At 53.2% G+C, this 20,712-nt stretch carries 25 protein-coding genes and 1 pseudogene; 14 read left to right on the top strand and 12 right to left on the bottom strand.

Features of this window, described 5'->3' with window-relative positions:
• Positions 1–138: 138 nt before the first annotated feature.
• Positions 139–459 (bottom strand): hypothetical protein, encoded by a 321-nt coding sequence (locus tag RT657_RS07970; RefSeq protein WP_313653580.1) that lies wholly within the window; start codon positions 457–459, stop codon positions 139–141.
• A 363-nt stretch (positions 460–822) separates the two neighbouring features.
• Here RT657_RS07970 and RT657_RS07965 point away from each other — a divergent pair, with 363 nt between their 5' ends.
• The 3 genes from RT657_RS07965 (at position 823) to RT657_RS07955 (ending at position 2,829) form a co-directional block, all read left to right on the top strand.
• Positions 823–1,515 carry an aspartate/glutamate racemase family protein gene (locus tag RT657_RS07965; protein WP_313653578.1) on the top strand — a complete coding sequence of 231 codons (693 nt, stop codon included), beginning with the start codon at positions 823–825 and terminating at the stop codon, positions 1,513–1,515.
• 33 nt (positions 1,516–1,548) lie between these two features.
• Positions 1,549–1,878, top strand: a complete 330-nt coding sequence (locus RT657_RS07960) for a DHCW motif cupin fold protein (RefSeq protein WP_313653576.1) — start codon at positions 1,549–1,551, stop codon at positions 1,876–1,878.
• A gap of 210 nt (positions 1,879–2,088) precedes the next feature.
• A complete protein-coding gene (locus tag RT657_RS07955; RefSeq protein WP_313653574.1) occupies positions 2,089–2,829 on the top strand; it encodes a YoaK family protein in 741 nt (246 codons plus the stop codon).
• Positions 2,830–2,866: 37 nt separating this feature from the next.
• Here RT657_RS07955 and RT657_RS07950 read toward each other — a convergent pair whose 3' ends face one another.
• Positions 2,867–3,592 carry an SDR family oxidoreductase gene (locus tag RT657_RS07950; RefSeq protein WP_313653572.1) on the bottom strand — a complete coding sequence of 242 codons (726 nt, stop codon included), beginning with the start codon at positions 3,590–3,592 and terminating at the stop codon, positions 2,867–2,869.
• 99 nt (positions 3,593–3,691) lie between these two features.
• Here RT657_RS07950 and RT657_RS07945 point away from each other — a divergent pair, with 99 nt between their 5' ends.
• Positions 3,692–4,585, top strand: a complete 894-nt coding sequence (locus tag RT657_RS07945) for a LysR family transcriptional regulator (protein ID WP_313653571.1) — start codon at positions 3,692–3,694, stop codon at positions 4,583–4,585.
• 30 nt (positions 4,586–4,615) lie between these two features.
• Here RT657_RS07945 and RT657_RS19580 read toward each other — a convergent pair whose 3' ends face one another.
• Together RT657_RS19580 and RT657_RS07935 are read right to left on the bottom strand one after the other, a co-directional pair.
• Complete coding sequence (locus RT657_RS19580) at positions 4,616–4,738, bottom strand: hypothetical protein (RefSeq protein ID WP_409520982.1); 123 nt, start codon at positions 4,736–4,738, stop codon at positions 4,616–4,618.
• A gap of 324 nt (positions 4,739–5,062) precedes the next feature.
• Positions 5,063–6,079 (bottom strand): substrate-binding domain-containing protein, encoded by a 1,017-nt coding sequence (locus RT657_RS07935; protein WP_313653570.1) that lies wholly within the window; start codon positions 6,077–6,079, stop codon positions 5,063–5,065.
• 406 nt (positions 6,080–6,485) lie between these two features.
• Here RT657_RS07935 and RT657_RS07930 point away from each other — a divergent pair, with 406 nt between their 5' ends.
• Complete coding sequence (locus RT657_RS07930) at positions 6,486–6,680, top strand: hypothetical protein (protein ID WP_313653568.1); 195 nt, start codon at positions 6,486–6,488, stop codon at positions 6,678–6,680.
• A 397-nt stretch (positions 6,681–7,077) separates the two neighbouring features.
• Here the strand turns inward: RT657_RS07930 and RT657_RS07925 are convergent, their stop codons facing one another.
• The 4 genes from RT657_RS07925 to RT657_RS07910 form a co-directional block, all read right to left on the bottom strand.
• Entirely contained in the window at positions 7,078–7,332 is a 255-nt protein-coding gene (locus RT657_RS07925; protein ID WP_313653566.1) for a biofilm/acid-resistance regulator YmgB/AriR, read from the bottom strand.
• A 155-nt stretch (positions 7,333–7,487) separates the two neighbouring features.
• The gene (locus RT657_RS07920; protein ID WP_313653565.1) at positions 7,488–7,781 is read right to left on the bottom strand and encodes a hypothetical protein; all 294 of its coding nucleotides are present in this window, start codon (positions 7,779–7,781) and stop codon (positions 7,488–7,490) included.
• Positions 7,782–7,953: 172 nt separating this feature from the next.
• Positions 7,954–8,199, bottom strand: coding sequence for a regulatory protein YcgZ (gene ycgZ / locus RT657_RS07915; RefSeq protein ID WP_313653562.1), 246 nt, complete (start codon positions 8,197–8,199; stop codon positions 7,954–7,956).
• 269 nt (positions 8,200–8,468) lie between these two features.
• Positions 8,469–8,762: a hypothetical protein gene (locus tag RT657_RS07910; RefSeq protein ID WP_313653560.1), complete on the bottom strand. Its 294-nt coding sequence runs from the start codon at positions 8,760–8,762 to the stop codon at positions 8,469–8,471.
• 516 nt (positions 8,763–9,278) lie between these two features.
• Between RT657_RS07910 and RT657_RS07905 the strand changes: the two genes are divergently transcribed.
• The 5 genes from RT657_RS07905 to RT657_RS07885 all read left to right on the top strand — a co-directional run bounded on the left by RT657_RS07905 (position 9,279) and on the right by RT657_RS07885 (position 13,886).
• Positions 9,279–10,136 (top strand): metal ABC transporter substrate-binding protein, encoded by an 858-nt coding sequence (locus RT657_RS07905; protein WP_409520985.1) that lies wholly within the window; start codon positions 9,279–9,281, stop codon positions 10,134–10,136.
• Entirely contained in the window at positions 10,133–10,936 is an 804-nt protein-coding gene (locus tag RT657_RS07900; protein ID WP_313653556.1) for a manganese/iron ABC transporter ATP-binding protein, read from the top strand. The genes RT657_RS07905 and RT657_RS07900 overlap by 4 nt, the downstream gene beginning before the upstream one ends.
• A gap of 2 nt (positions 10,937–10,938) precedes the next feature.
• Positions 10,939–11,811: an iron/manganese ABC transporter permease subunit SitC gene (gene sitC / locus RT657_RS07895; RefSeq protein ID WP_313653703.1), complete on the top strand. Its 873-nt coding sequence runs from the start codon at positions 10,939–10,941 to the stop codon at positions 11,809–11,811.
• Positions 11,798–12,637 carry a metal ABC transporter permease gene (locus tag RT657_RS07890; protein WP_313653554.1) on the top strand — a complete coding sequence of 280 codons (840 nt, stop codon included), beginning with the start codon at positions 11,798–11,800 and terminating at the stop codon, positions 12,635–12,637. The genes sitC and RT657_RS07890 overlap by 14 nt, the downstream gene beginning before the upstream one ends.
• Positions 12,638–13,250: 613 nt before the next feature.
• Positions 13,251–13,886 carry a DUF2268 domain-containing putative Zn-dependent protease gene (locus tag RT657_RS07885; protein ID WP_313653552.1) on the top strand — a complete coding sequence of 212 codons (636 nt, stop codon included), beginning with the start codon at positions 13,251–13,253 and terminating at the stop codon, positions 13,884–13,886.
• A gap of 199 nt (positions 13,887–14,085) precedes the next feature.
• Here the strand turns inward: RT657_RS07885 and RT657_RS07880 are convergent, their stop codons facing one another.
• A complete protein-coding gene (locus RT657_RS07880; protein ID WP_313653549.1) occupies positions 14,086–14,991 on the bottom strand; it encodes a LysR family transcriptional regulator in 906 nt (301 codons plus the stop codon).
• A 98-nt stretch (positions 14,992–15,089) separates the two neighbouring features.
• Between RT657_RS07880 and RT657_RS07875 the strand changes: the two genes are divergently transcribed.
• The 4 genes and pseudogenes from RT657_RS07875 (at position 15,090) to arsH (ending at position 17,939) form a co-directional block, all read left to right on the top strand.
• Positions 15,090–15,617 carry an N-acetyltransferase family protein gene (locus RT657_RS07875; protein ID WP_313653547.1) on the top strand — a complete coding sequence of 176 codons (528 nt, stop codon included), beginning with the start codon at positions 15,090–15,092 and terminating at the stop codon, positions 15,615–15,617.
• Positions 15,614–16,840 (top strand): MFS transporter, encoded by a 1,227-nt coding sequence (locus tag RT657_RS07870; RefSeq protein WP_409520981.1) that lies wholly within the window; start codon positions 15,614–15,616, stop codon positions 16,838–16,840. Before RT657_RS07875 ends, RT657_RS07870 begins: the two co-directional genes overlap by 4 nt.
• A 48-nt stretch (positions 16,841–16,888) precedes the next feature.
• Complete coding sequence (locus tag RT657_RS07865) at positions 16,889–17,221, top strand: helix-turn-helix domain-containing protein (RefSeq protein ID WP_313653544.1); 333 nt, start codon at positions 16,889–16,891, stop codon at positions 17,219–17,221.
• Between the two features lie 5 nt (positions 17,222–17,226).
• Positions 17,227–17,939 (top strand): annotated as a pseudogene (gene arsH, locus RT657_RS07860) (arsenical resistance protein ArsH).
• 59 nt (positions 17,940–17,998) lie between these two features.
• Here arsH and arsC read toward each other — a convergent pair.
• From arsC to RT657_RS07845, 3 genes are all read right to left on the bottom strand, one after another.
• Positions 17,999–18,427 carry a glutaredoxin-dependent arsenate reductase gene (arsC, locus tag RT657_RS07855; protein WP_313653542.1) on the bottom strand — a complete coding sequence of 143 codons (429 nt, stop codon included), beginning with the start codon at positions 18,425–18,427 and terminating at the stop codon, positions 17,999–18,001.
• Between the two features lie 49 nt (positions 18,428–18,476).
• Positions 18,477–19,760: an arsenic transporter gene (locus RT657_RS07850; protein ID WP_313653540.1), complete on the bottom strand. Its 1,284-nt coding sequence runs from the start codon at positions 19,758–19,760 to the stop codon at positions 18,477–18,479.
• Positions 19,761–19,849: 89 nt separating this feature from the next.
• A complete protein-coding gene (locus RT657_RS07845; protein ID WP_313653538.1) occupies positions 19,850–20,203 on the bottom strand; it encodes a metalloregulator ArsR/SmtB family transcription factor in 354 nt (117 codons plus the stop codon).
• Positions 20,204–20,712: the final 509 nt, after the last annotated feature.

The raw sequence follows: 20,712 nt of genomic DNA, 5'->3' as shown, positions 1-20,712 counted from the left end.
AGTTTCCTTACGGTTGGACAGTCAGACCCGGAAATCTCCTCTATCAACGATAATAAAAGCGTCGACGAGTCATAAGCCCCACTTGTTATATCTGAAGGACTACGGCATGCCTGTTGACGACGCTCTCTGCCTCACGGATTAGCGATTCAGTAACTGCTGGCAGACCGAATTGTCCTGCCTGGCGCGCTGCTGCTCATCCGGTGTCAGTGCCTGCCAGCGACTGATAACACGACGACCCAGGGCGGATTTATAGCGGATTTTCTGCAGCGCATAGTCAGAATTGCCGCCCTCGATGACATTGCGCATTTGCTGTTCAGCCGTCTGGCTGTCCTGATGATCAACCGCGCAGAAGACCGCAACGTAATAAGCCTTATCTTCTTCACTGTCATGGGGAATAAACCACCACGCGGCCAGGGCGAGGATCAGCAGCAGAGGAAGGATGATTTTTACTTTAGCCATGTGAGTCACCGGTTATCAGTCGTTAAGTCAGCCGGGTATGGCCAGACGCAGGGTGCGTATCCTGCCACAGAATCTGCCAGCCGTTAACCCTGTATGACCACTGTTGAGGCAACGTTTGGGTTGATTATTTCCGGTCTGTATCCCATCAAACGACACATCCTGCATTGTGTTCGAGGCAGCCTGACATTTCACGATTATCCTGCTGCAGAGCCCTGCCCGGTGAGGCCAGTCAGCCCGGCAGGAGCGCTCTGGCGCAGGGTGATTTACGGCCACTAATCAGGAAAGCGTACTGAATAAACGCATTGCCGATTCAGGACAATCTGGCATGCTGAGATTTAACCCCCCCTTAACCCGGAGTCAGTTGTGAAAGTCATTGGTCTTTTAGGCGGCATGTCATGGGAATCTACCGCCCTCTATTATCGCATTCTGAATCAGCAGGTAAAACAGCAACTGGGCGGTCTTCACTCGGCGGAGCTGGTACTCTACAGCGTGGATTTTCAGCGCATCGAACAGCTTCAGGCTGCGGGTGAATGGCAGCAGGCGGGTAACATTCTGGCGGAGGCGGCACGCAATCTGGAACGGGCGGGCGCGCAGTTTATCGTGCTCTGTACCAACACTATGCACAAAGTGGCTGGGCAAATCAGTGCCGCAACGACGATCCCGCTGTTGCATATCGCTGATGCCACCGGACGGCGCATCCGGCAGGCCGGAGTGCATAAGGTCGGCTTGCTGGCGACGCGATTTACCATGGAACAGGATTTTTATCGCGGGCGGCTTCGGGAGCAGTTTGATCTTGAGGTCATCACTCCGGATGAAGCAGATCAAAAGTTTGTCCATGAGGTGATCTATCACGAGCTCTGTCTGGGCGAGATCAAGCCTGAATCGCGTCTGCGCTACCGGGCGATCATGCAGAAGCTGGTCGCGCAGGGCGCTGAAGCTATCATTCTTGGCTGCACTGAAATTACCCTGCTTGTGGATGCCACGGATGCCAGCGTACCACTGTTTGATACTACCCTGATTCATGCGGAGGACGCGGTTATTCAGGCGCTGAAATAACGCATTTCCTGTCGCTTATTCCGGAGAAACAGTATGAAGATTGAAAATCTGCCCTTTGGCCTGACGCACTGGGATCAGGTTGAAGAGAGGGTTTATCCCGGTGACCAGGGGCAGGCAACCTGGCGAACCGTTATGTTCAACCAGATCCGGGTGCGGATGGTCGACTATTCACCCGGCTATGTCGCCGATCACTGGTGCACTAAAGGCCATATCCTGCTCTGCATGGCGGGCGAACTGCACACGGAACTTGCGGATGGGCGTCGGTTTGTTCTGACCCCGGGAGTCAGTTATCAGGTGGCGGATAATGCCGAACCGCATCGCTCGTCGACCTCCACGGGTGCCACCCTTTTTGTGGTTGACTGACGTCAGGATCCGCCCCGCCGCTGCGCTTATGTAAGTGAAATATCACGTCGTTGACACTTTTAAAAGTAAACTGAAACTGCTTTATAAAAATCAGCAAAATTAATGGCTTATTTCGTCGGAGTATTCTGGTTATGACAGGAATTATCGCTAACAGATTGTATGCTTAAACGTTTGAAGGAATCTGAAGCACTCATCTGATGGGGAAAGCCTGTGCTGATAAAAAAGAAGAAAGTTCGTTCGCATACCGAAGACCGTTTGCTGGCACTGGTCCTGGCCACCACGGCCGGCATTCTTAACGCCATGGCGCTGGGCGCTTTTGGATTTTTTCCATCGCACATGAGCGGTAATACTTCGCAGATCTCAGAGGAAGTGACCACCAGCGACCTGCATACCATGCTGTTCCTGATGGCGCTGATCGCTGCTTTTGTCATGGGCTGTACGGTTGCGCGACTGGCAGTGGTAGTGGGCCATAAATACAGGTTACGTACCATCTTTTGTCTGATTATTCTGGCTGAAGGGGCAGCGCTGACGGCGGCTTCGATCTTCGAACTGATGTTCTACCGACCAAGCTTTAATGGCGAAGTGCTGGTGATGCTGGGTTTCTTAATGGGGATCCACAATGCGACCTCGACGCAGCTTTCTAACGGGCGCGTCAGATCCACGCATATCACCGGTACGCTGACCGATGCCGGCATCGCCCTGGGCTCGTGGATCTTTGCGCATACGTCACACGCCGTGCATCTTGAAACCGACGACCGTCGCTTCTTTCAGAAGGTGCTGCACACGCACCTGACCACGGTGTTCTCGTTCCTGAGCGGCTGTATTGCCGGATTGCTGCTGTTCAAGGCTTATGGCTTTAATGCCATGGTGGGGCTGGGGATCTTCCTGATGCTGGTGGCGCTGACGGCGATTGCCATCACCGTGCAGCGAACCCGAAAAATCCTTTACTGACCACCCGGCCCGATGTACTGCATATCGGGCCGTTTTTTTACTGCTGGCTCCGGGTCGGCCGAACCACAATTTCGTTCACATCTACCTCATCGGGTTGTTCGATAGCGTATCGTACGGCGCGGCCAATGGCGTCCGGCTGCAACGCAATGGCGCGATAATGCCGCATCGCTTCGGCGGCTGTCGGATCGGTGATAGTGGATGCCAGCTCACTTTCGACCACGCCCGGATGCACACAGGTCACCCGCAGCTGGCTGTTCTCCTGGCGCAGTCCGTCGGAAATGGCGCGTACTGCAAACTTGGTCGCACAGTAGACTGCCGCGGTTGGTGACACGGCCAGTGCGCCTATTGAGGCAATATTGATGATGTGCCCGCACTGGCGGGCCAGCATAGTGGGTAGAACAGCCGCGACACCATACAGCACGCCTTTAATATTGACGTCGATCATCTGATCCCACTCTTCTACCCGCAGCGATGCCATCGGTGAAAGGGGCATGATGCCGGCATTGTTGATTATCACATCGACCCGCCCCCATTGTTCCAGCGCAAAATTTACGAACTGTACCACTTCATCACGGCGCGTAACGTCCACTGCTTTGATTGCGACCTCCGCTCCGTTAAATCGCAGCTCTTCAGCCAGCGCCGCCAGACGATCTTCCCGTCGTGCGCCCAGCAGCAGAATTGCCTGAGTTTTTGCCAGTTCACGCGCAATGCCTGCGCCGATGCCGCTTGAAGCGCCAGTGATTAAAATGACTTTCTGAGACATGGTGTTTCTCCCGTTGAGTTGACACTGGCGATCATACGGCGGCTGGATTATAAAGATAATCCACCTATTACTTCCTGCACCGGTAACTGAGGCTAACCAATGACGACGGATAAAAATGCCTTAGAGATTTTTGTGAGAGTGGCACAGACACGGAATTTCAGACTGGCGGCTGAGCAGCTTGGCGTCACGCGCCCGGCGATCAGCCAGAGTCTGCGTCGACTGGAAGACCGGCTTAACATCACCCTGCTGCAGCGCACCACACGTTCGGTTACGCTGACAGAGGCCGGGCAGCGGCTCTATGACGATGTCGCACCAGCGATTAACCAGCTCAATCGCGCCATAACGGACATTGCTGAACTGGCGGCCGAGCCACGTGGTCAGCTGCGGCTCGCCATCTCCTCAATTGCAGAGCGAATGCTGGGAGGCGAACTGCTGGCAGGCTTCATTACCGCTTATCCGCGTATTGAGCTGGATATCACCGTCACCGATGAGGAGTTTGATATTGTCGGGCAGGGCTATGACGCGGGGGTAAGGCTGGGTGAGGTGATAGCTCAGGATATGATTGCCATACCGGTATCCCGGCCGCAGCGACAGGTAGCAGTCGCCTCACCGGATTATCTGGCGCGCGCGGGAATGCCGTCACATCCTCAGGATCTGGTTCATCATCGCTGCATAGGCTGGCGAAAAGGGCCGGGGCTGGCCCCCTATCGCTGGGAGTTTGCTGAGCAGGGTCGTGAATTTGATGTCGCCGTCAATCCGCAGCTCACCACCAATGATATGGGAATTATGATCCGCACCGCCTGCGCAGGCGGTGGCATCAGCTTTGGCATGGAAGAAACTTTTCAGCCGTGGATTATGCGCGGTGAACTGGTAACGCTGCTCGACGACTGGCTGCCCACATTCGACGGCTTCTATCTCTACTTTCCCAGCCGTAAGAATCTGGCTCCCAAGATGCGGGCGCTGATCGATTATGTCAGGATTGCACCTTGCTGATCTGCTCCAGCCACGTCACCGGTGAGCCATTCAGGGATTCAGCAATTGCGACTGAGGTATGGCGTGATCCGGCGTAGTGCCATGCCAGTGCGTCACATTTTCCGGTGTCCAGACGCTATTCCCGCAGTTCATCCCCAGAATCGCTTTCTTCACCCGGGACCCAGTCCTGGCCGTGTGTGACGTCCAGGCGCTGGCGGGGGGCGGTTATGCTATGGCGTGCACGCTTCCGGTTCGACAGTCACCGTCGCGCCGCTTATACGGGCAGGTTCAGTCGCCTGGCAGGGGAAATCAATCCGTACTCTGCCGGTAAAGTATTCGACAGGACTGTTCGGGAAGGCAGCCATCCACCGGGCGTTACTTTCATCATTTGCGCCTGTTGTTGAGGTTAATGCATTGAATCATTGACCAGGCCGCAAAGCACTCCGACTGTTCGTTCTGCAAACGGTAATGCGCTGCGCTCATGAAGGGTCCGGTAAGTCAGGCTGTCATATTGTAGCGGGTGATAATATTAATCTTAGAGTAGGGCGCAGAAGGGGCGGCGACTGGCAGAAAGGCATGAAACTCAAGCAGCGTCCTGAAAGCGAGCAGTGCATCAAGCTGTAAATTATGCTCGATCAGTGCATCAATTTTACCTGCCTGCAGCAGTGCGCAGTTTTCCTGATCGAGGTCGTGCCCGATAAAGGCGTTTATCTGACGCTTCTGTTCCGCAAAGGCGCGCAGTATGCCCGGATTACCGCCGCCGACCGTGTAGACGGCATCCGCATCCGGATGCTGCTGCAGAAACTGCGCGACCGACTGGTACATCCGTGCATCAATACCATAGCCGCCTGCAACCACGCTGACCTGATGCTGAGGCGCAGACTGCTGCATCTCACGCTGAAACCCCTGGATTCGTTCCTTTTCGCCAATAAAATCGTGGCTGCCGGTTACCGCAATGATATGTGAGCGGCTGACGCGCAGCCAACGGGACATCAGAAACGCTGCCACCTTTCCGGCATCAAAGTTATCCATGCCGATGTAGCGCAGACGCGCACTGCCGGGAAGATCGCTCATTACGGTTACCACCGGCACACGCTGGCGGAGAAGGGATTCAAGCGTTGGGTTTAGCTCATCCGAGCAGGCTGCTTTCAGGATGACGCCGTGGCTGTGAAAGGCTTTTCTGTTCAGCAGCAGGTTAATGTCCTCTGCCGTGAGATTTGCATTGAAGTGAAAGCGTAGCTGGATCCTGAAAGCAGCAAAGCTGGCAATCTGACTGGTGAACGCCTCACGGATCAGCGGCTGGAAACGATCCGGAATATGCATGATCACGTCAAAGTAGATCGTTCTGCCCCAGGCCCGTCCGGCTTTCTGCATCAGTTCCAGGTCCGCTATCGCCTGCTGAATGCGATGCTGGGTACGGGGATGAACATTGCCGCGCTGATGCAGAGCACGATCAATCGTGGCCAGGCTCAGTCCCGACTGCGCTGAAATCTGTTTGTGAGTGAATCGGGCCATTGGCTCCTCAGGATAGCGGAAGACATCCTCCTTTCTATCATAACGCGGATTGAATTTTGCTGAGGGAGTGAGAACTTTGTTCACAACAGGGCTGGCTGTCCACGCTTATATGAACAATAAAGGCGTAGTGGCTTATAGGGAAAACGGCTTCGCGTCTCAGCGGTGTGGTTAAAATTAAGACAGTTAACATTTTTAAACAGAAAAATAATCTGGCAAGAATTCTAACCCTCTTCTATGTATTAACCAGCGACTGTTACACAGGCATAAATAATGTCGCATAACAACCGAGTAATGGTTAATTAATAACCTTTTTTGCCGCTTCGCTTATATTCCGGCTGCGCGGCCTTTTTGGTTTTTAGCTTCTGCTGATGTTAGACTGGATATTCATACACCGTCGGGAGGTCGTGTGAAGTACGACAATGATAATGAAATCCGTGCGCTTGTCGGCGCGGTGGTCAGTGACTTGATCAAGGCAGGAGAGCCCGTTCATTTTCACGACATTACGGACGCGCTGTTTCGCCTTGGCGAAGAGACGCATGACAGCAGGCTGAAAGCATTGTGCCAGGAAGCGATTAGCTTTTTTAGCCGCAAAATGCATTAAGGCTGGTGGCGTCTGCGACAGGCGCCACCCTGAAACCTTCCTCAAATCCCTTCTGCTTTTTTCCAGACCGATAATAAACCGCAATGATCAGAGGCCTGCCTGAAGCTTTATTACCAGCAGGCCGGTCAGACCTTATTCAGAATACAACGGGTGTCTGCGCAGAAAATAACCGGTTTACCCAGGCTGATATTTTATTGCTATCCAAAAAAGTTAACTGTTCCAGAATTCATTTCTGATGAAACTAATTCATGATGACACGTTGTAAAGCGCAATAATCTCAGAATGTTATGTAAGATTTTTCCTAAGATACCAGGTTTTAGTAAGCCAGACAGGGCAGAGTATAAATGTCGCAATACCAGTATAAACTGCGCTGCCGCAAACAGCGCAGAAAAGAGAATCAGATACCTGAATCGTCAGGCGTAAGGCCGACTACGATTTCCAGCGTTTTGCGCAGTACATCCAGTCTGACGATATCCGACGTGGATTCCAGCTCTGCAATCAGATAGAGAATAATGGCTTTGTTAGTGACGCTACCCTGATCGGCCACGATGTCACGGATCAGCGCACCGAGCAGTTCGGTTTCCTGAGCCAGCAGATCGCCTTCGCCACGAAAATAGTCAATGATGGAAGAATCTGATGAAGAGTGTTGCATGATTTTTTCGTTCTCTGAAGAAAATTAGTCAGACGCAATGGTTAAAGTCAAAACGAGTGTAGACCTTGTTTTCGTTTTGCCCAGACTGCATAAAAACACTTCTCTGCCGCTTCGCTTATCATCAGCCGCCCGCAACAGGTTACCGCTACCTTCAATCAGTGCTTTTTCGAACCCTCAGGTGGTCCATCACTGGACATGCGATGGGCCGTTTTGTCGCGCTCCGCCCCCTCTTTCTGAACACGCTTGCGTGCAGCAACCATGCCGTTACGCACCTCAGTAATGGCTCTGCGGATAATCGACACTTTGGCGTCGTTTTCCGCATTCGCTGCCATCAGCTCGAGCTGCGCAATCAGGGCGTTACTGGAGACCGGTTTGTCTGACTTCAGTAATGTAAGAACGGCTTCGCCGATCATAACATCTGTCAGTTTCTCATCTTCACTTCTGTACATACTGGCTTCTCTGATTACAAATCAATGACCATGCTGCGGGTCCGTATGCGTCATCGGGTGCGGTCGGGCGCACCGGATACGGGAAAGCAGTACTGGGCTTTTTACTACGTTAAACCGTCCTGGACTGGCTGAAAACGGGCATCCTGAATAAATCATGCTGCCGTAAAAAAGATTAATCTTCGCGGCGGAAAAGCATTGAAATGAGTTCGTGCAGGTGTTGCTCCTCTTCTGGCGTGGAAGCCTGTTCAAGGCGACGCAGAAGTTTGCTACAGATCGCTTTCCGGCTGAGGCTGTTGCCGGCGCGCAAAATTTCAACCACGACACAACCCAGCGTTTCCTGCTGAGAGGGGGTGCTGGCCTGATTGAAATAACGGGCAATGTCACTGAGTGTTTCCTGGGCTTGTCCGTTCTGACGCATTATTTTTTCCTCAGGTGATTTAAATCAATCGCACGAAAGATATGCAAGTTATACATCACTAAGTGCGTAAGCTATACGATTTCGAAAAAAACTTGTACAACATTTTGAGTTTTCAAAATGGTTAATTTTGTGCAAAAAATGCTTATGCTTATAAAACAGAATGTTGCGAAGGTGTTTTCAGAAGGGGGTTGTACCATAAAACTGTATCGTTTTAATCCCGGCCTGCTAAGGAGTGCTGTACAGGTCGGGAAAGAGTCAGGCAACAGAAATCAGTGCCTGAAGTAAATATCATCGGCAGATTCGGAAACAACAGACTCGGCAGAAGTGTTTGTGGACAGCCAGTTTGCCGGACCCGTCCGGCGGGAACCAATTGTTTTGAATCCTGATAACCATTGACGCGCATCCTGTAACTGCTCAAGGCGGTACTCGTTTACTTCTGAGTTTGCCATAATCAGCAACTCTTTAATCAGCAGTTCAACGTTCACTTCCTGACCAGCATTAAACAGGTTCATTGCGGCTTCGCCAATGATGACATTCGCTTTTTCATCGCTGGAAAAAAACAAAATATCCTCCTGGGTGATTGCGGTAAGTAACTTTAACTGTAGCAAAAAAATTTACCCGATTTAATCAATTCAGCCTATCAATAAGATTATTTTAATTGTCCGTTTTTTGTCCTTCGTGGGTACAAAATGACTGGCGGCCGACGACTGCCTGTCGGTCAGGTCCTCTGCTTCTGCTATGTCGATAAAGAAACGTCAAGACGTCCCACTGTGCGGCAATATGACAAAAGCATTGGCAGCCTGAAAGTTTTGCCAAAAAAAATGCAATGCGATCATGGTAGATAACAATTATAAATTATTTATAATCAATAGTTTGAGTTATTTGCTGACAAATCTTCACGTTCATCTTCTGACGTTTAAGAAACTTCACATTCCCATGCTGTCAGCTTTTTATAGCCTGTGCTATAAAAAATAGCACAGGCTAATATTGTCTGATATTTCATCACTGCCGGAGGTTGCCTTATGGTCCTGCTTAAAAATGTCGCCCTGTCTATATCAGGCGTGCTGCTGACTGCGTTGATGAGCACCAGCAGCTATGCAACAGAAAAATTTAAGGTAGTGACCACATTTACTGTCGTCGCTGATATGGTCAGGAATGTAGCGGGTGAAGCGGCCGAGGTTGTTTCCATCACCCGACCCGGCGCGGAGATACATGACTATCAGCCGACACCTGGCGATATTAAGCGGGCTCAGGGTGCACAACTGATCATGGCAAATGGGCTCAATCTGGAACGCTGGTTTCAGCGCTTCTATCAGCACCTCGACGGGGTGCCTGAAGTGGTGGTTACTGATGGCATTCAGCCGATTAGCATCAGCGAGGGCCCTTACGACGGTAAACCCAATCCTCACGCCTGGATGTCACCCGCCAATGCAGTGATCTACGTTGATAACATTCGGGACGCATTGATTGAACATGATCCCATTCATGCGCAAAGCTATCGCCTGAACGCTGAAGCTTATAAACAAAAAATCACTGCGACGCTGGAACCGCTTCGTCAGCAGATTGCCCGCATTCCAGAGAATAAACGCTGGATAGTGACCAGTGAAGGCGCGTTCTCCTATCTGGCCCGCGATTTGGGCATGAAGGAACTCTATCTCTGGCCAGTAAATGCCGATCAGCAGGGTTCACCACAGCAGGTGAGAAAAGTCATCGACCGGGTCAGAAAACAGCAGATACCGGCGGTATTCAGTGAAAGTACCGTCTCTGACAAACCTGCCCGCCAGGTCGCGCGGGAAACCGGTGCGTATTATGGTGGTGTACTCTACGTTGACTCGCTGAGCACGGCCGATGGCCCCGTGCCAACCTATCTCGACCTGCTTAAGGTCACTACCAGCACGCTGGTGCAGGGCATCACGGCGGGAGAAAAATCAGAATGAGTGACACGATCGTGGTCTCAGGCGTCACAGTCATTTATCGCAACGGCCATACCGCACTACGCGATGCCAGCTTCAGCGTGCCGGGCGGGTCGATTGCGGCGCTGTTAGGCGTTAATGGTTCCGGCAAATCGACGCTGTTTAAAGCGTTGATGGGGTTCGTCCGGCTCGCCAGTGGCACAATCTCTGTTCTGGGGATGCCGACCCGTCAGGCGCTGCGTCAGAGTCTGATCGCTTATGTGCCGCAGTCGGAGGAGGTGGACTGGTCCTTTCCGGTTCTGGTGGACGATGTGGTGATGATGGGACGCTATGGCCACATGGGGCTGCTGCGCCGTCCAACCGCGCACGACCGGCAGATTGTCACTGAGGCGCTGGCGCGGGTCGATATGCTGGATTACCGGCATCGCCAGATCGGCGAACTCTCTGGCGGGCAGAAGAAAAGGGTTTTTCTGGCGCGCGCCATCGCCCAGCAGGGCAGCGTCATTCTGCTGGATGAGCCCTTTACTGGCGTAGACGTACAGACCGAGGCGCGGATAATCGCCCTACTGGTTGAGTTGCGCGATGAAGGTAAGACTCTGCTGGTTTCCACGCATAATCTGGACTCGGTCACTGAATTCTGCGATTACACCGTGATGGTAAAAGGCACGATCCTCGCCAGTGGCCCGACCCAGACCACTTTTACGCCAGCTAACCTTGAACGCGCCTTTAGCGGGGCACTGCGTCATACCGCGGTGAACGGGCTGATAAAGCCCACTGCGGACGTGCAGCCTCTTTCCCGCTCTTCGCAAACGGGGGAGGCCTGATGATGGCATGGCTTCTGGAACCCTTTAGTTATCACTACATGCTCAATGCGATGTGGGTTTCCGCAATGGTGGGCGCACTCTGCGCCTTTCTCTCCTGTTATCTAATGCTGAAAGGCTGGTCGCTGATAGGGGATGCGCTTTCACACTCAATTGTACCCGGTGTCGCAGGCGCTTACATGCTGGGGCTGCCGTTTGCGCTGGGTGCTTTTCTCTCTGGTGGCCTGGCGGCAGGCAGTATGCTGTTACTGAACCAGCGTACCCGCCTGAAAGAAGATGCGATTATTGGCCTGATCTTCTCCTCCTTCTTTGGTCTCGGCCTGTTTATGGTGTCGCTTAACCCAACGGCAGTGAATATCCAGACTATCGTGCTGGGCAATATTCTGGCGATCGACCCCGCTGACATTCTTCAGTTGGGCCTGATTGGCGGGCTATCGGCTCTGATTCTGCTGTTTAAGTGGAAAGATCTGATGGTCACCTTCTTTGACGAAAATCACGCGCGCGCCGTCGGGCTGCATCCTGAACGGCTGAAGATTCTGTTCTTTACGCTGCTGGCGGCGTCGACGGTGGCGGCACTGCAGACCGTCGGGGCGTTTCTGGTGATTTCTCTGGTGGTCACGCCGGGTGCGACGGCCTGGCTGCTCACTGACCGCTTTCCGCGTTTGCTGATTATTGCGGTGGCTATCGGCAGCATCACCAGTTTTCTTGGGGCCTGGGCAAGTTACTACCTGGATGGCGCAACGGGCGGCATCATCGTGGTAGCGCAGACGTTACTATTCCTGCTGGCGTTTGTCTTTGCACCCAGACAGGGCTTGCTGGCTCAACGCCGTCGTGGCCGCTATCAGAGCAAAAAGGAGCTGGCTGATGTGGATCCTTGAACCTTTCCGGTTTGCGTTTATGAATAGTGCCTTACTGACGGCGCTGATGGTGGCGATCCCCTGTGCCATCCTGTCGGTGTTTCTGGTGCTGAAAGGCTGGGCACTGATGGGGGATGCCATGAGCCATGCGGTCTTTCCGGGCATTGTGCTCGCCTGGATGGCGGGGCTGCCGCTGGCGGCAGGCGCATTTGTCGCGGGTGTATTCTGCGCGGTTGCGAGTGGATTTTTGCGGGAAAATAGCCGCATCAAGCAGGATACGGTGCTGGGGATTATTTTTTCAGGCATGTTTGCGGCAGGGCTGATTCTCTATATTGCGGTCAAACCCGATGTCCATCTCGATCACATTCTGTTTGGTAATATGCTCGGCATTTCCGACGCGGATATGATTCAGACCGCGATCATTGCCGTCATTATCGTGGCTGTAATGGCGCTGAAGTGGCGTGACTTTATGTTGTTCAGCTTCGATGCGCAGCAGGCGCAGGTTTCAGGGTTGCTCACGCGCTGGCTGCATTACGGGCTGCTCTGCATGGTTTCCCTGACCATTGTTGCCACCCTGAAAGCGGTCGGGATTATCCTGTCAATCTCCCTGCTCATCGCACCTGGCGCGATTGCGGTGCTCGTCACCCGCCGGTTCTCTCACGCGCTGCTGGTGGCCATCATTGTTTCGGTGCTGGTGTCACTGAGCGGGGTTTATCTGTCGTTCTTTATTGATAGCGCGCCCGCCCCGACCATCGTCGTGCTATTCGCGCTGGTGTTTATCGTGGCTATGGTCATAGCCGGACGTCAGGCCCGGCAACCTGCGACTCAGACGACAGATGCCCGCTGAAAGCCAGTACAGCACGACAGCATCTTGCCTCAGTCAGCAGTGCAAAGGCACGGAGGTACTTCTGGCGGCCAAAGCAGCAGCGGATATGGGTCACACTCCTCGTTAAGTACCAGGACCAGACGGCTCTTTATCGCATGGCTGATTTCCATCCTGCTCAGCGGGGCATTAATAACGGAGAAGGATGTGAGATTTGCTGCCTTTGCGTTTTTGCTCTGACAGGTTTGTCATTACGCATAACCTCCCGGCCAGAGAGCACGCAGAGTCGGAAGACGCAGGTTGATGCCGTTGTGAAGGCCGTCAGAGGAAATAACATTATGATTATCCACTTTCACTAAATGAGTTCCGAAGCCACTGGTATTTACCCTTCGTAACAGCGAAAGCGACTATGCCCTGTATTCTGCTGACTAAGACAAATGAGTTTTATTCATAATGATGCGGGTGCTGGTGTCATCTGCGCTCCGCCGATAGCAGGCATTTGACGGAAACGCAGTCTGCTTTGTGCCAGAAGCGGTCATTAGCGATCATTGGCCGGTCACTTGCTGAGCAGCAACATGACATGCCCTATATGTCTGTTAGTATCCGCATATTACTAATGTTTCTGGGTAAGACTGACATGTCCAAAATAACCATCCATATTCTGAATGCTCAGGAAAAGCTCACTGTTCACAGTGAATGGCTGAGAACTAACCTGACCGATACCTACGTCCAGGTCACAAGGTTGATGCCCACTCCTTCAGTAGACGTCATAGTTAAGTCCGGGAAGTTTGTTATCCCTGAGAAAGGGCATGCCGGTTTTTGTCCTGAAGCTGGCGTTATTTATATAACAGTCGATCCGGAAAACCCTGCATTCTGCGAAAACGCCGAGAACTCCCTTGAACGTATGTTTGCTCATGAACTTCACCATGCTGCAAGGTGGGCAGGACCGGGATACGGCTCAACGCTGGGAGAAGTGCTAGTCTCTGAAGGACTTGCCGGGCATTTTGCTCTTGAGCTTTTTGGTGGTAAATCTGAGCCCTGGGAAAGCCTCATGACTGATACTGTTGAGCCCTATTATCCACTCATGCTTGAAAACTGGCATCGTACTGATTATGACCATAATGCCTGGTTTTTCGGAACAGGAGAATTACCAAGGTGGCTGGGTTATACGGCAGGTTTCAACCTGATATCCAGGTATCTCGCATCATCCTCAAACCTGAAAGCATCAATGCTGGCGAACATAAATGCTGAGGAGTTAAAGGCTTTTATATGAAGCACATACTTTTCATTTCTCTTTAGCTTTTATTCAACTTATAAGCGAAAGTCGCAACGTCCGCTCCTCGCGCATAGCGGCCCCTGGCCTGACTTCGGTTCGCTCTGTGCCAGAAGCGGACAGGGATCGCGGGTAAACGCTGTTTTTGCGCTTTCCCGGTCAGAGCAGGCCGTACCTGTCTGGTTCAGATATCGGATAATTATCTGTTTTCGTTTTTTGCGAAAGCGCTGCGCAGGCTTTTCAGCACTTCATTCATTGCTCTGCTTATAATCCGATCCTCCCGCATTACTGCCCCGAGCGTCCGGTGAAGAGGGGGCGTTACAGAGTAAAGATCAAGTCCCGTTCTTTCCCCAATACACGCAACGGACATCCGGGGAACAATGCTGTAGCCAAGACCTGCACGGACCATCCTTTTGATAGCCTCAATACTGCCCAGCTCCATGACCGGGCAGGCGATATTTTCCGTCTCCCGGAACCATTGATCAATCAGGGCGCGAGTCCCGCTTCCCGGCGCAAAGATAATTAGCGGCAGTGGCAGCAAGGCGGCTGGAGTCCATATTTTTTCGCTCTGCTCTGAGGCATCTTTTTCCATGATGACAACAAACTCATCCGTACCCAGCGGAATGATGCTGAGGTTTTTACCTGCGGCTGGCAGAGTCACCAGCCCGATATCAATTCGGTTTTCTTCCACGCCCCGCACAATATCCGAAGTGTTACCTGTGCGTACGTCGACCTTCAGCAGGGGATGGGCCTGTCGTAATTGCTGCAGCAAGGGAGGCAGCAGATGAATACAGGCCGTTGCGCCTGTGCCGACAGTAACAGTACCGGTTATCTCATCAGAATGCAGGCACACCGATTCAACAGCTGTACTGACCACAGCATCAATTTTCAGGCTGTGCTCAGCGAGGGTCAGCCCGGCTGGCGTGGGTCTGACTCCCCGGCTGGTTCGTTCAATAAGGCGCACCTGAAGCGCCTGCTCAAGTTGTCTTATCTGCAGACTCACTGCCGGCTGCGACAGGCCCCGTGCTTCAGCCGCGCCGGAGAAACTGCCCCGGCTGATAACCAGTCTGAAAGTAGCCAGATGATCGAGATTCAGGTTTGCCATCCCAAAATTTTCCTTATGCCGCTGATAAGTCCTGCTGCCTGTCTGAAAGGATGTATTCAGGTTAGCCTCTGGTTCAGACCGGATAAGGAGCCGTACCGATGGAAATAACCCTGGCAGATGAACAACATATACCCGCCATCCAGCAGATTTATGCTTATCACGTATTGCATGGTACCGCCACGTTTGAAACAGAACCGCCGGACCCGACTGAAATGACAGCCCGCCTGAAAAAGATGCGTGCAGCTGGGCTGCCCTGGTTTGTGGCGATTGAGAACGGCAATGTCCGCGGATACTGCTACCTGTCACTCTACCGGGAACGGTATGCCTACAGATACACCCTGGAGGACTCAGTATATATTGCCCACAACTTTCAGGGCCAGGGGATCGGGAAAAAGCTGTTACTGAGTGCGGTCGCATGGGCTGAAGCATATAACTTTCGCCAGCTCGTAGCCGTCGTGGGAAACAGCGAAAATAGTGCCTCTCTCGCCCTGCATCGCGCCGCAGGCTTCAGCGTGACAGGAACGCTCAGATCCGTGGGTTTCAAGCACGGACGCTGGCTTGATACGGTCATCCTGCAGCGTACGCTTGGGCAGGGTGACGCCACCTTTCCGGAGAGCACAGGTTGACTGACAGACATCTGACAGGCCGCCCCCTTTTCTGCATTGGCATGACGCAGCTTATCAACTGGGGGATCACATTCTACATGCCAGGCGTCTTTGGCACCGCCATTATGGCGGACACAGGCTGGTCGCCAGTTCTGACATTCTCCGGGTTGACTATTGCCATGCTTGTTATGGGAATTGTTTCGCCGTTAACCGGCCCCCTTATGGCCCGTACCGGCGGACGCACGCTGATGATGGCAGGAACCTCCGCTATCGTGCTCAGTTGCTTTCTGATGGCTGTTACCCACTCAACAGCATCGTGGATTGCCGTCTGGCTCCTGATGGGAGCCGGCATGAGACTTGCTCTTTATGATGCCGCCTTTGCTCTGCTTGTAGAAATAGCAGGCCCAGGGGCCCGCCGGGCCGTCTCTCTGGTCACACTGCTGGGTGGCCTCGCGTCAGCCGTGTTCTGGCCTGCTGGCGCGGCGTTACTGCGTATTACCGACTGGCGGCATGCGGTTATCGTTTACGGCTGTGCAGGCATTGTCAGCCTGCTTTTTCTTTCTGCCGTTCCGGCCGGCAACCGGAGGCAACCTCCGGTTGCCGGGCCGTCCGCTCTGACAGCGTCCGGAAAAGCAGAAGACCGAAAAGCATTCATCAGTGGCCTGTGGTATGCCACGCTGATAGCGTTGATAAGCTTTGTTTCTACTGGTGTGTCTACTCATTTTCCGCAGATACTGGTCGCTTATGGCATGTCTGCCGTGACGGGCATGCTGTGGGGAATAGGGCAGGTGAGCGCCCGACTGCTGGACGTGGCTTCCGGCGCACGGACCTCTGCGATCCGCCTGAGTCTGGTTACCGGCGTTCTGCTGCCAGTCTGCTTTCTGGCCGGCCTTGCAGGTAATGTTACCCCTGTGGCGGCAGCCATTTTTATTCTGAGTTACGGCGCTGTAAACGGAATGACTACGGTCGTTAAAGCCGCATTACCTCTTGTATTGTTTGATCCGCAGCAGTATGCCCGCAGGACAGGCGTACTGCTGTCACCCGCTTTTTTCCTTGCGGCGCTCGCGCCGTCAGCTTACGCCATACTGCTGGCGCGATACGGTATACCGGGTACGCTGCTTATATCTGCCATCCTTACTCTCTTCATTACGGCGATTTCCATTGTGATCTGGCGTCGCCATCCTTCCCCTGCTGGACGGAACCGGGATAAGAGCGTGCCATCTATTCAGGGAGAAAATTTTTAACGCTGACTACATTTCTATTATTCTGGAAATATAGTTTAAGGAATTGGAATGGATTTAAATACAGCAGCCAATGCGCTTCGGGAGCTGGGGCACCCGACCCGTCTCAGTGTATACCGGGAGCTGGTGCGGGCGGGCCAGGACGGCCTGCCGGTTGGCGTTCTTCAGAAGCGCCTCAGCATTCCGGCCTCCACGCTCAGCCATCATATTTCCGCGCTGATGTCCGCCGGGCTGGTCAGTCAGGAGCGGCAGAGCCGCACCCTGTGCTGCAGACCCTGTTATGCTCAGCTTGAACAGCTTATGGCCTTTCTGACAGAAGAATGCTGTGCAGGTGGCAGCTGCAGCCTGTCAACCGGGGTGACTCATGAAGAGACCTCATTGTGAACAACATGCACGATCCCCTGAAAAATATCGATACTTCACTCCTGGAGATGCCGCTGAATGAAGATAAGCTGAGGGCTGCAGAAGTGGCACACCCGCCCCGAATCCTGATGCTTTATGGCTCGCTGCGGGAACGCTCATACAGCCGTCTCACTACGGAAGAGGCGGCCAGGCTGCTGACGGCAATGGGAGCCGAAGTAAAATTTTTAACCCGTCCGGCCTGCCGCTGCCCGACGACGCTCCGGAGACTCACCCGAAAGTTGAGGAGCTGCGCGAGCTGGTTCTCTGGTCGGAAGGCATGGTCTGGTGCTCACCGGAACGTCACGGCGCCATGACCGGCATCATGAAGACGCAGATTGACTGGATACCGTTGATGTCCGGCGCGGTCCGTCCGTCGCAGGGCAAAACCCTGGCCGTCATGCATGTCAGCGGCGGCTCGCAGTCTTTCAACGCCGTTAACCAGATGCGTATCCTGGGGCGCTGGATGCGAATGATCACTATCCCGAATCAGTCCTCCGTGGCAAAAGCCTGGGCTGAATTTGATGAAGATGGTCGCATGAAGCCTTCCCCTTACTATGACCGCATTGTGGACGTAACCGAGGAGCTGATGAAGTTCACGCTGTTGACGCACGGACGCAGTGATTATCTGACCGATCGCTATAGCGAAAGGAAAGAGCGTGCTGCACAACTGTCTGAGCGGGTTAGTCAGCGCAGTATATGAAAAAAGCCGGCTTCTACCGGCTTATGCGTCTCCCTTCCTGCCGGTAGCACGCTGAAGAATCAGTGGCTGATTCGTTTTCCGTGTTCATCAATAACCTGTTCACCGTCTTCTTTCGTAAAGGCCCCCTGCTGTGGGTCAGGCAGAATATCCAGAACCGCTTCAGACGGACGACAGAGCCGGGTTCCGCGCGATGTCACCACTACCGGGCGGTTAATCAGAATGGGATGAGCCAGCATCATATTCAGCAGTTCGTCATCGCTGAACCGGTCCTCAGCCAGCCCCAGCTGCTCATAGGGCTCTGTGTTTTTGCGCAGCAGAGCGCGTGCGCTAATCCCCATATCAGCTATCAGTTTTTTAAGCTCATCGTGTGATGGGGGTGTCTCCAGATATAAAATCACTGTGGGCTCCACGCCGCTGTTACGGATAAGCGCCAGGGTATTACGGGACGTTCCGCAGGCCGGGTGGTGGTAAATAGTGATATCAGTCATAAAGGGTACTCACTGACGGCGCTGCGCAGACGTAGCCCCGGGTTTAAGGTTAAACAGACAGACGCAGGGCCAGCGCGGCCAGGGTCACAAAAAGCACTGGCAGGGTCATCACTATTCCCACGCGGAGGTAGTAGCCCCAGCTGACGGTGATGTTTTTTTGCGCCAGCACGTGCAACCACAGCAGGGTCGCCAGGCTGCCGATGGGTGTGATTTTCGGACCAAGATCGCAACCGATGATGTTGGCGTAAATCATCGCCTCCTTTACTACACCCTGAGCCGTGCTGTCATCAATGGACAGGGCACCGATCAGCACGGTAGGCATGTTATTCATTACGGATGACAGAAAGGCCGTCAGAAAACCGGTGCCGAGCGTTGCACCCCAGACGCCGTGCTCTGCAAACCGGTTCAGGAGGGAGGAGAGATAATCCGTCAGTCCTGCGTTGCGCAGGCCATACACCACGAGATACATGCCCAGTGAGAAGATGACAATCTGCCAGGGCGCGCCTTTCAGCACGTTACGGGTGTCAATTACCTGTCCTTTCCGGGCAACTAACCACAGAATAAATGCTGCCACTGCTGCCACCAGACTGACCGGAACGCCGAGCGGCTCCAGGGCAAAAAAACCGGACAGCAGCATGAGCAGGACCAGCCATCCGGCTCTAAAGGTTCGCATGTCACGAATGGCTTCCCGTGGCACCTTCAGTTTCGCCAGATCATAAGTAACCGGGAGGTCTTTGCGGAAGAAGAGGTGAAGCATAACCAGCGTGGCCATCACGGATGCGATGTTTACCGGCACCATGACAGACGCGTATTCACTGAACCCCAGCTTAAAAAAGTCCGCTGTGACGATGTTGACCAGGTTTGACACGATGAGCGGTAGGCTGGATGTGTCTGCAATAAAGCCTGCCGCCATCACAAATGCCAGCGTGGCGCCGGGGCTGAAGCCCAGCGCCAGCAGCATGGCGATGACAATGGGTGTCAGGATAAGTGCCGCTCCGTCATTGGCAAACAGGGCCGCCACTGCCGCACCCAACAGAACAATATATGTAAACAGCAGCCTGCCTTTGCCGCCTCCCCAGCGGGAAACGTGCAGTGCAGCCCACTCAAAAAAGCCAGATTCATCAAGCAGCAGACTGATGATAATAACTGCGATAAACGTGGCCGTGGCGTTCCAGACAATCTGCCAGACGGCCGGAATATCCCCGGGATGCACTACGCCGGTCAGCAGCGCCAGTGCGGCACCGATAAGTGCACTCCATCCAATACTGAGTCCCTTTGGCTGCCAGATAACCAGCACCAGTGTCAGGATGAATATAGCGCCCGCCAGAAACATACTTGCTCCTTCCAATGTAACACCTGTGAACGGGACTGAAGACAGTCCTGCTAACAGATATGAAAAATCATATATATCAGGATAAATTTTTAAATACAGACTGGCTTGCCGTTGGTGGTCACGTTATTTCTTTCAGCCTGCTGGCTGAGTCGCAGAATATCATCGCGCTGACACAGGTAAGCCTGCTCAATGACTGTGGCAGCCCAGACAGGAATATGGGGCGACAGCCGGTAATAAATCCACTTACCGTCACGCCTGTCGATAAGCAGACCGGCGTCTCTGAGTAAAGCCAGATGCCGGGAGATCTTAGGCTGACTTTCTTTCAGTATTGAGGTGAGTTCACAGACGCAAAGCTCTCCTTTTGCGCGCAACAGCAGCACCAGACTGAGCCGTGTGTCATCAGAAAGATTTTTGAAAAGCTGAAGAGGCTGAAACTGAAGCATGATGGCTCCTGAGTCGGGAACTGAAGAGATTCTCACTGCATGCAATCTGCGAGTCAACAATATATCTATAAATTCATATATGGACTTTGCCAGTCTTTCATCTTATGGCCCTGTGTTTACGGTACGCCTGCACAGGCCAAACAGAAGGATGCAATCTGGCTCAGAGCCCCTGATATCCACTTTCAGCTCAAAGTAAATATCGACGCTATGTCAGCCCGCTTTGTACTAATAATGGACGCAGACAAGGCTTTTATTGGATGCCTTGCCTGACGACAATGCACAGGGTGAAACATTGACCTCTTTCTGCTTTCGTTTATAGTTTATTGCCTGTTCTGACAAGAACAGACTTCGCGGTCAGCGTTTATCTCCAGATGAACCGGCTTAACTCAGTCCTGAAGGCACCTGCTTGCCGTAAAGGAGAACTCAAAACACCATGCGTCTTACGCCACCCTGAGTCGTAACCTTCCTTTGTCGCACTGAGTAATCTCAGTCGCGCATCCTTAACATCC

The organism is Pantoea sp., from assembly GCF_032114055.1.
Classification (GTDB): domain Bacteria; phylum Pseudomonadota; class Gammaproteobacteria; order Enterobacterales; family Enterobacteriaceae; genus Pantoea.
The sequence above is the reverse complement of the archived record's forward strand: the minus strand, read 5'-3'. Positions and strand labels throughout refer to the sequence as shown.

Coding starts and splice junctions, on each gene's coding strand:
- RT657_RS07850 (WP_313653540.1), bottom strand. CDS start 19,760: ATGTTTCTGGCGGGCGCTATATTCATCCTGACACTGGTGCTGGTTATC.
- RT657_RS07970 (WP_313653580.1), bottom strand. CDS start 459: ATGGCTAAAGTAAAAATCATCCTTCCTCTGCTGCTGATCCTCGCCCTG.
- RT657_RS07920 (WP_313653565.1), bottom strand. CDS start 7,781: ATGTACAGAAGTGAAGATGAGAAACTGACAGATGTTATGATCGGCGAA.
- RT657_RS07885 (WP_313653552.1), top strand. CDS start 13,251: ATGTCCAAAATAACCATCCATATTCTGAATGCTCAGGAAAAGCTCACT.
- RT657_RS07880 (WP_313653549.1), bottom strand. CDS start 14,991: ATGGCAAACCTGAATCTCGATCATCTGGCTACTTTCAGACTGGTTATC.
- RT657_RS07905 (WP_409520985.1), top strand. CDS start 9,279: ATGAGCACCAGCAGCTATGCAACAGAAAAATTTAAGGTAGTGACCACA.
- RT657_RS07945 (WP_313653571.1), top strand. CDS start 3,692: ATGACGACGGATAAAAATGCCTTAGAGATTTTTGTGAGAGTGGCACAG.
- RT657_RS07875 (WP_313653547.1), top strand. CDS start 15,090: ATGGAAATAACCCTGGCAGATGAACAACATATACCCGCCATCCAGCAG.
- RT657_RS07960 (WP_313653576.1), top strand. CDS start 1,549: ATGAAGATTGAAAATCTGCCCTTTGGCCTGACGCACTGGGATCAGGTT.
- sitC (WP_313653703.1), top strand. CDS start 10,939: ATGGCATGGCTTCTGGAACCCTTTAGTTATCACTACATGCTCAATGCG.
- RT657_RS07935 (WP_313653570.1), bottom strand. CDS start 6,079: ATGGCCCGATTCACTCACAAACAGATTTCAGCGCAGTCGGGACTGAGC.
- RT657_RS07950 (WP_313653572.1), bottom strand. CDS start 3,592: ATGTCTCAGAAAGTCATTTTAATCACTGGCGCTTCAAGCGGCATCGGC.
- RT657_RS07845 (WP_313653538.1), bottom strand. CDS start 20,203: ATGCTTCAGTTTCAGCCTCTTCAGCTTTTCAAAAATCTTTCTGATGAC.
- RT657_RS07925 (WP_313653566.1), bottom strand. CDS start 7,332: ATGCAACACTCTTCATCAGATTCTTCCATCATTGACTATTTTCGTGGC.
- RT657_RS07900 (WP_313653556.1), top strand. CDS start 10,133: ATGAGTGACACGATCGTGGTCTCAGGCGTCACAGTCATTTATCGCAAC.
- RT657_RS07890 (WP_313653554.1), top strand. CDS start 11,798: ATGTGGATCCTTGAACCTTTCCGGTTTGCGTTTATGAATAGTGCCTTA.
- ycgZ (WP_313653562.1), bottom strand. CDS start 8,199: ATGCGTCAGAACGGACAAGCCCAGGAAACACTCAGTGACATTGCCCGT.
- arsC (WP_313653542.1), bottom strand. CDS start 18,427: ATGACTGATATCACTATTTACCACCACCCGGCCTGCGGAACGTCCCGT.
- RT657_RS07865 (WP_313653544.1), top strand. CDS start 16,889: ATGGATTTAAATACAGCAGCCAATGCGCTTCGGGAGCTGGGGCACCCG.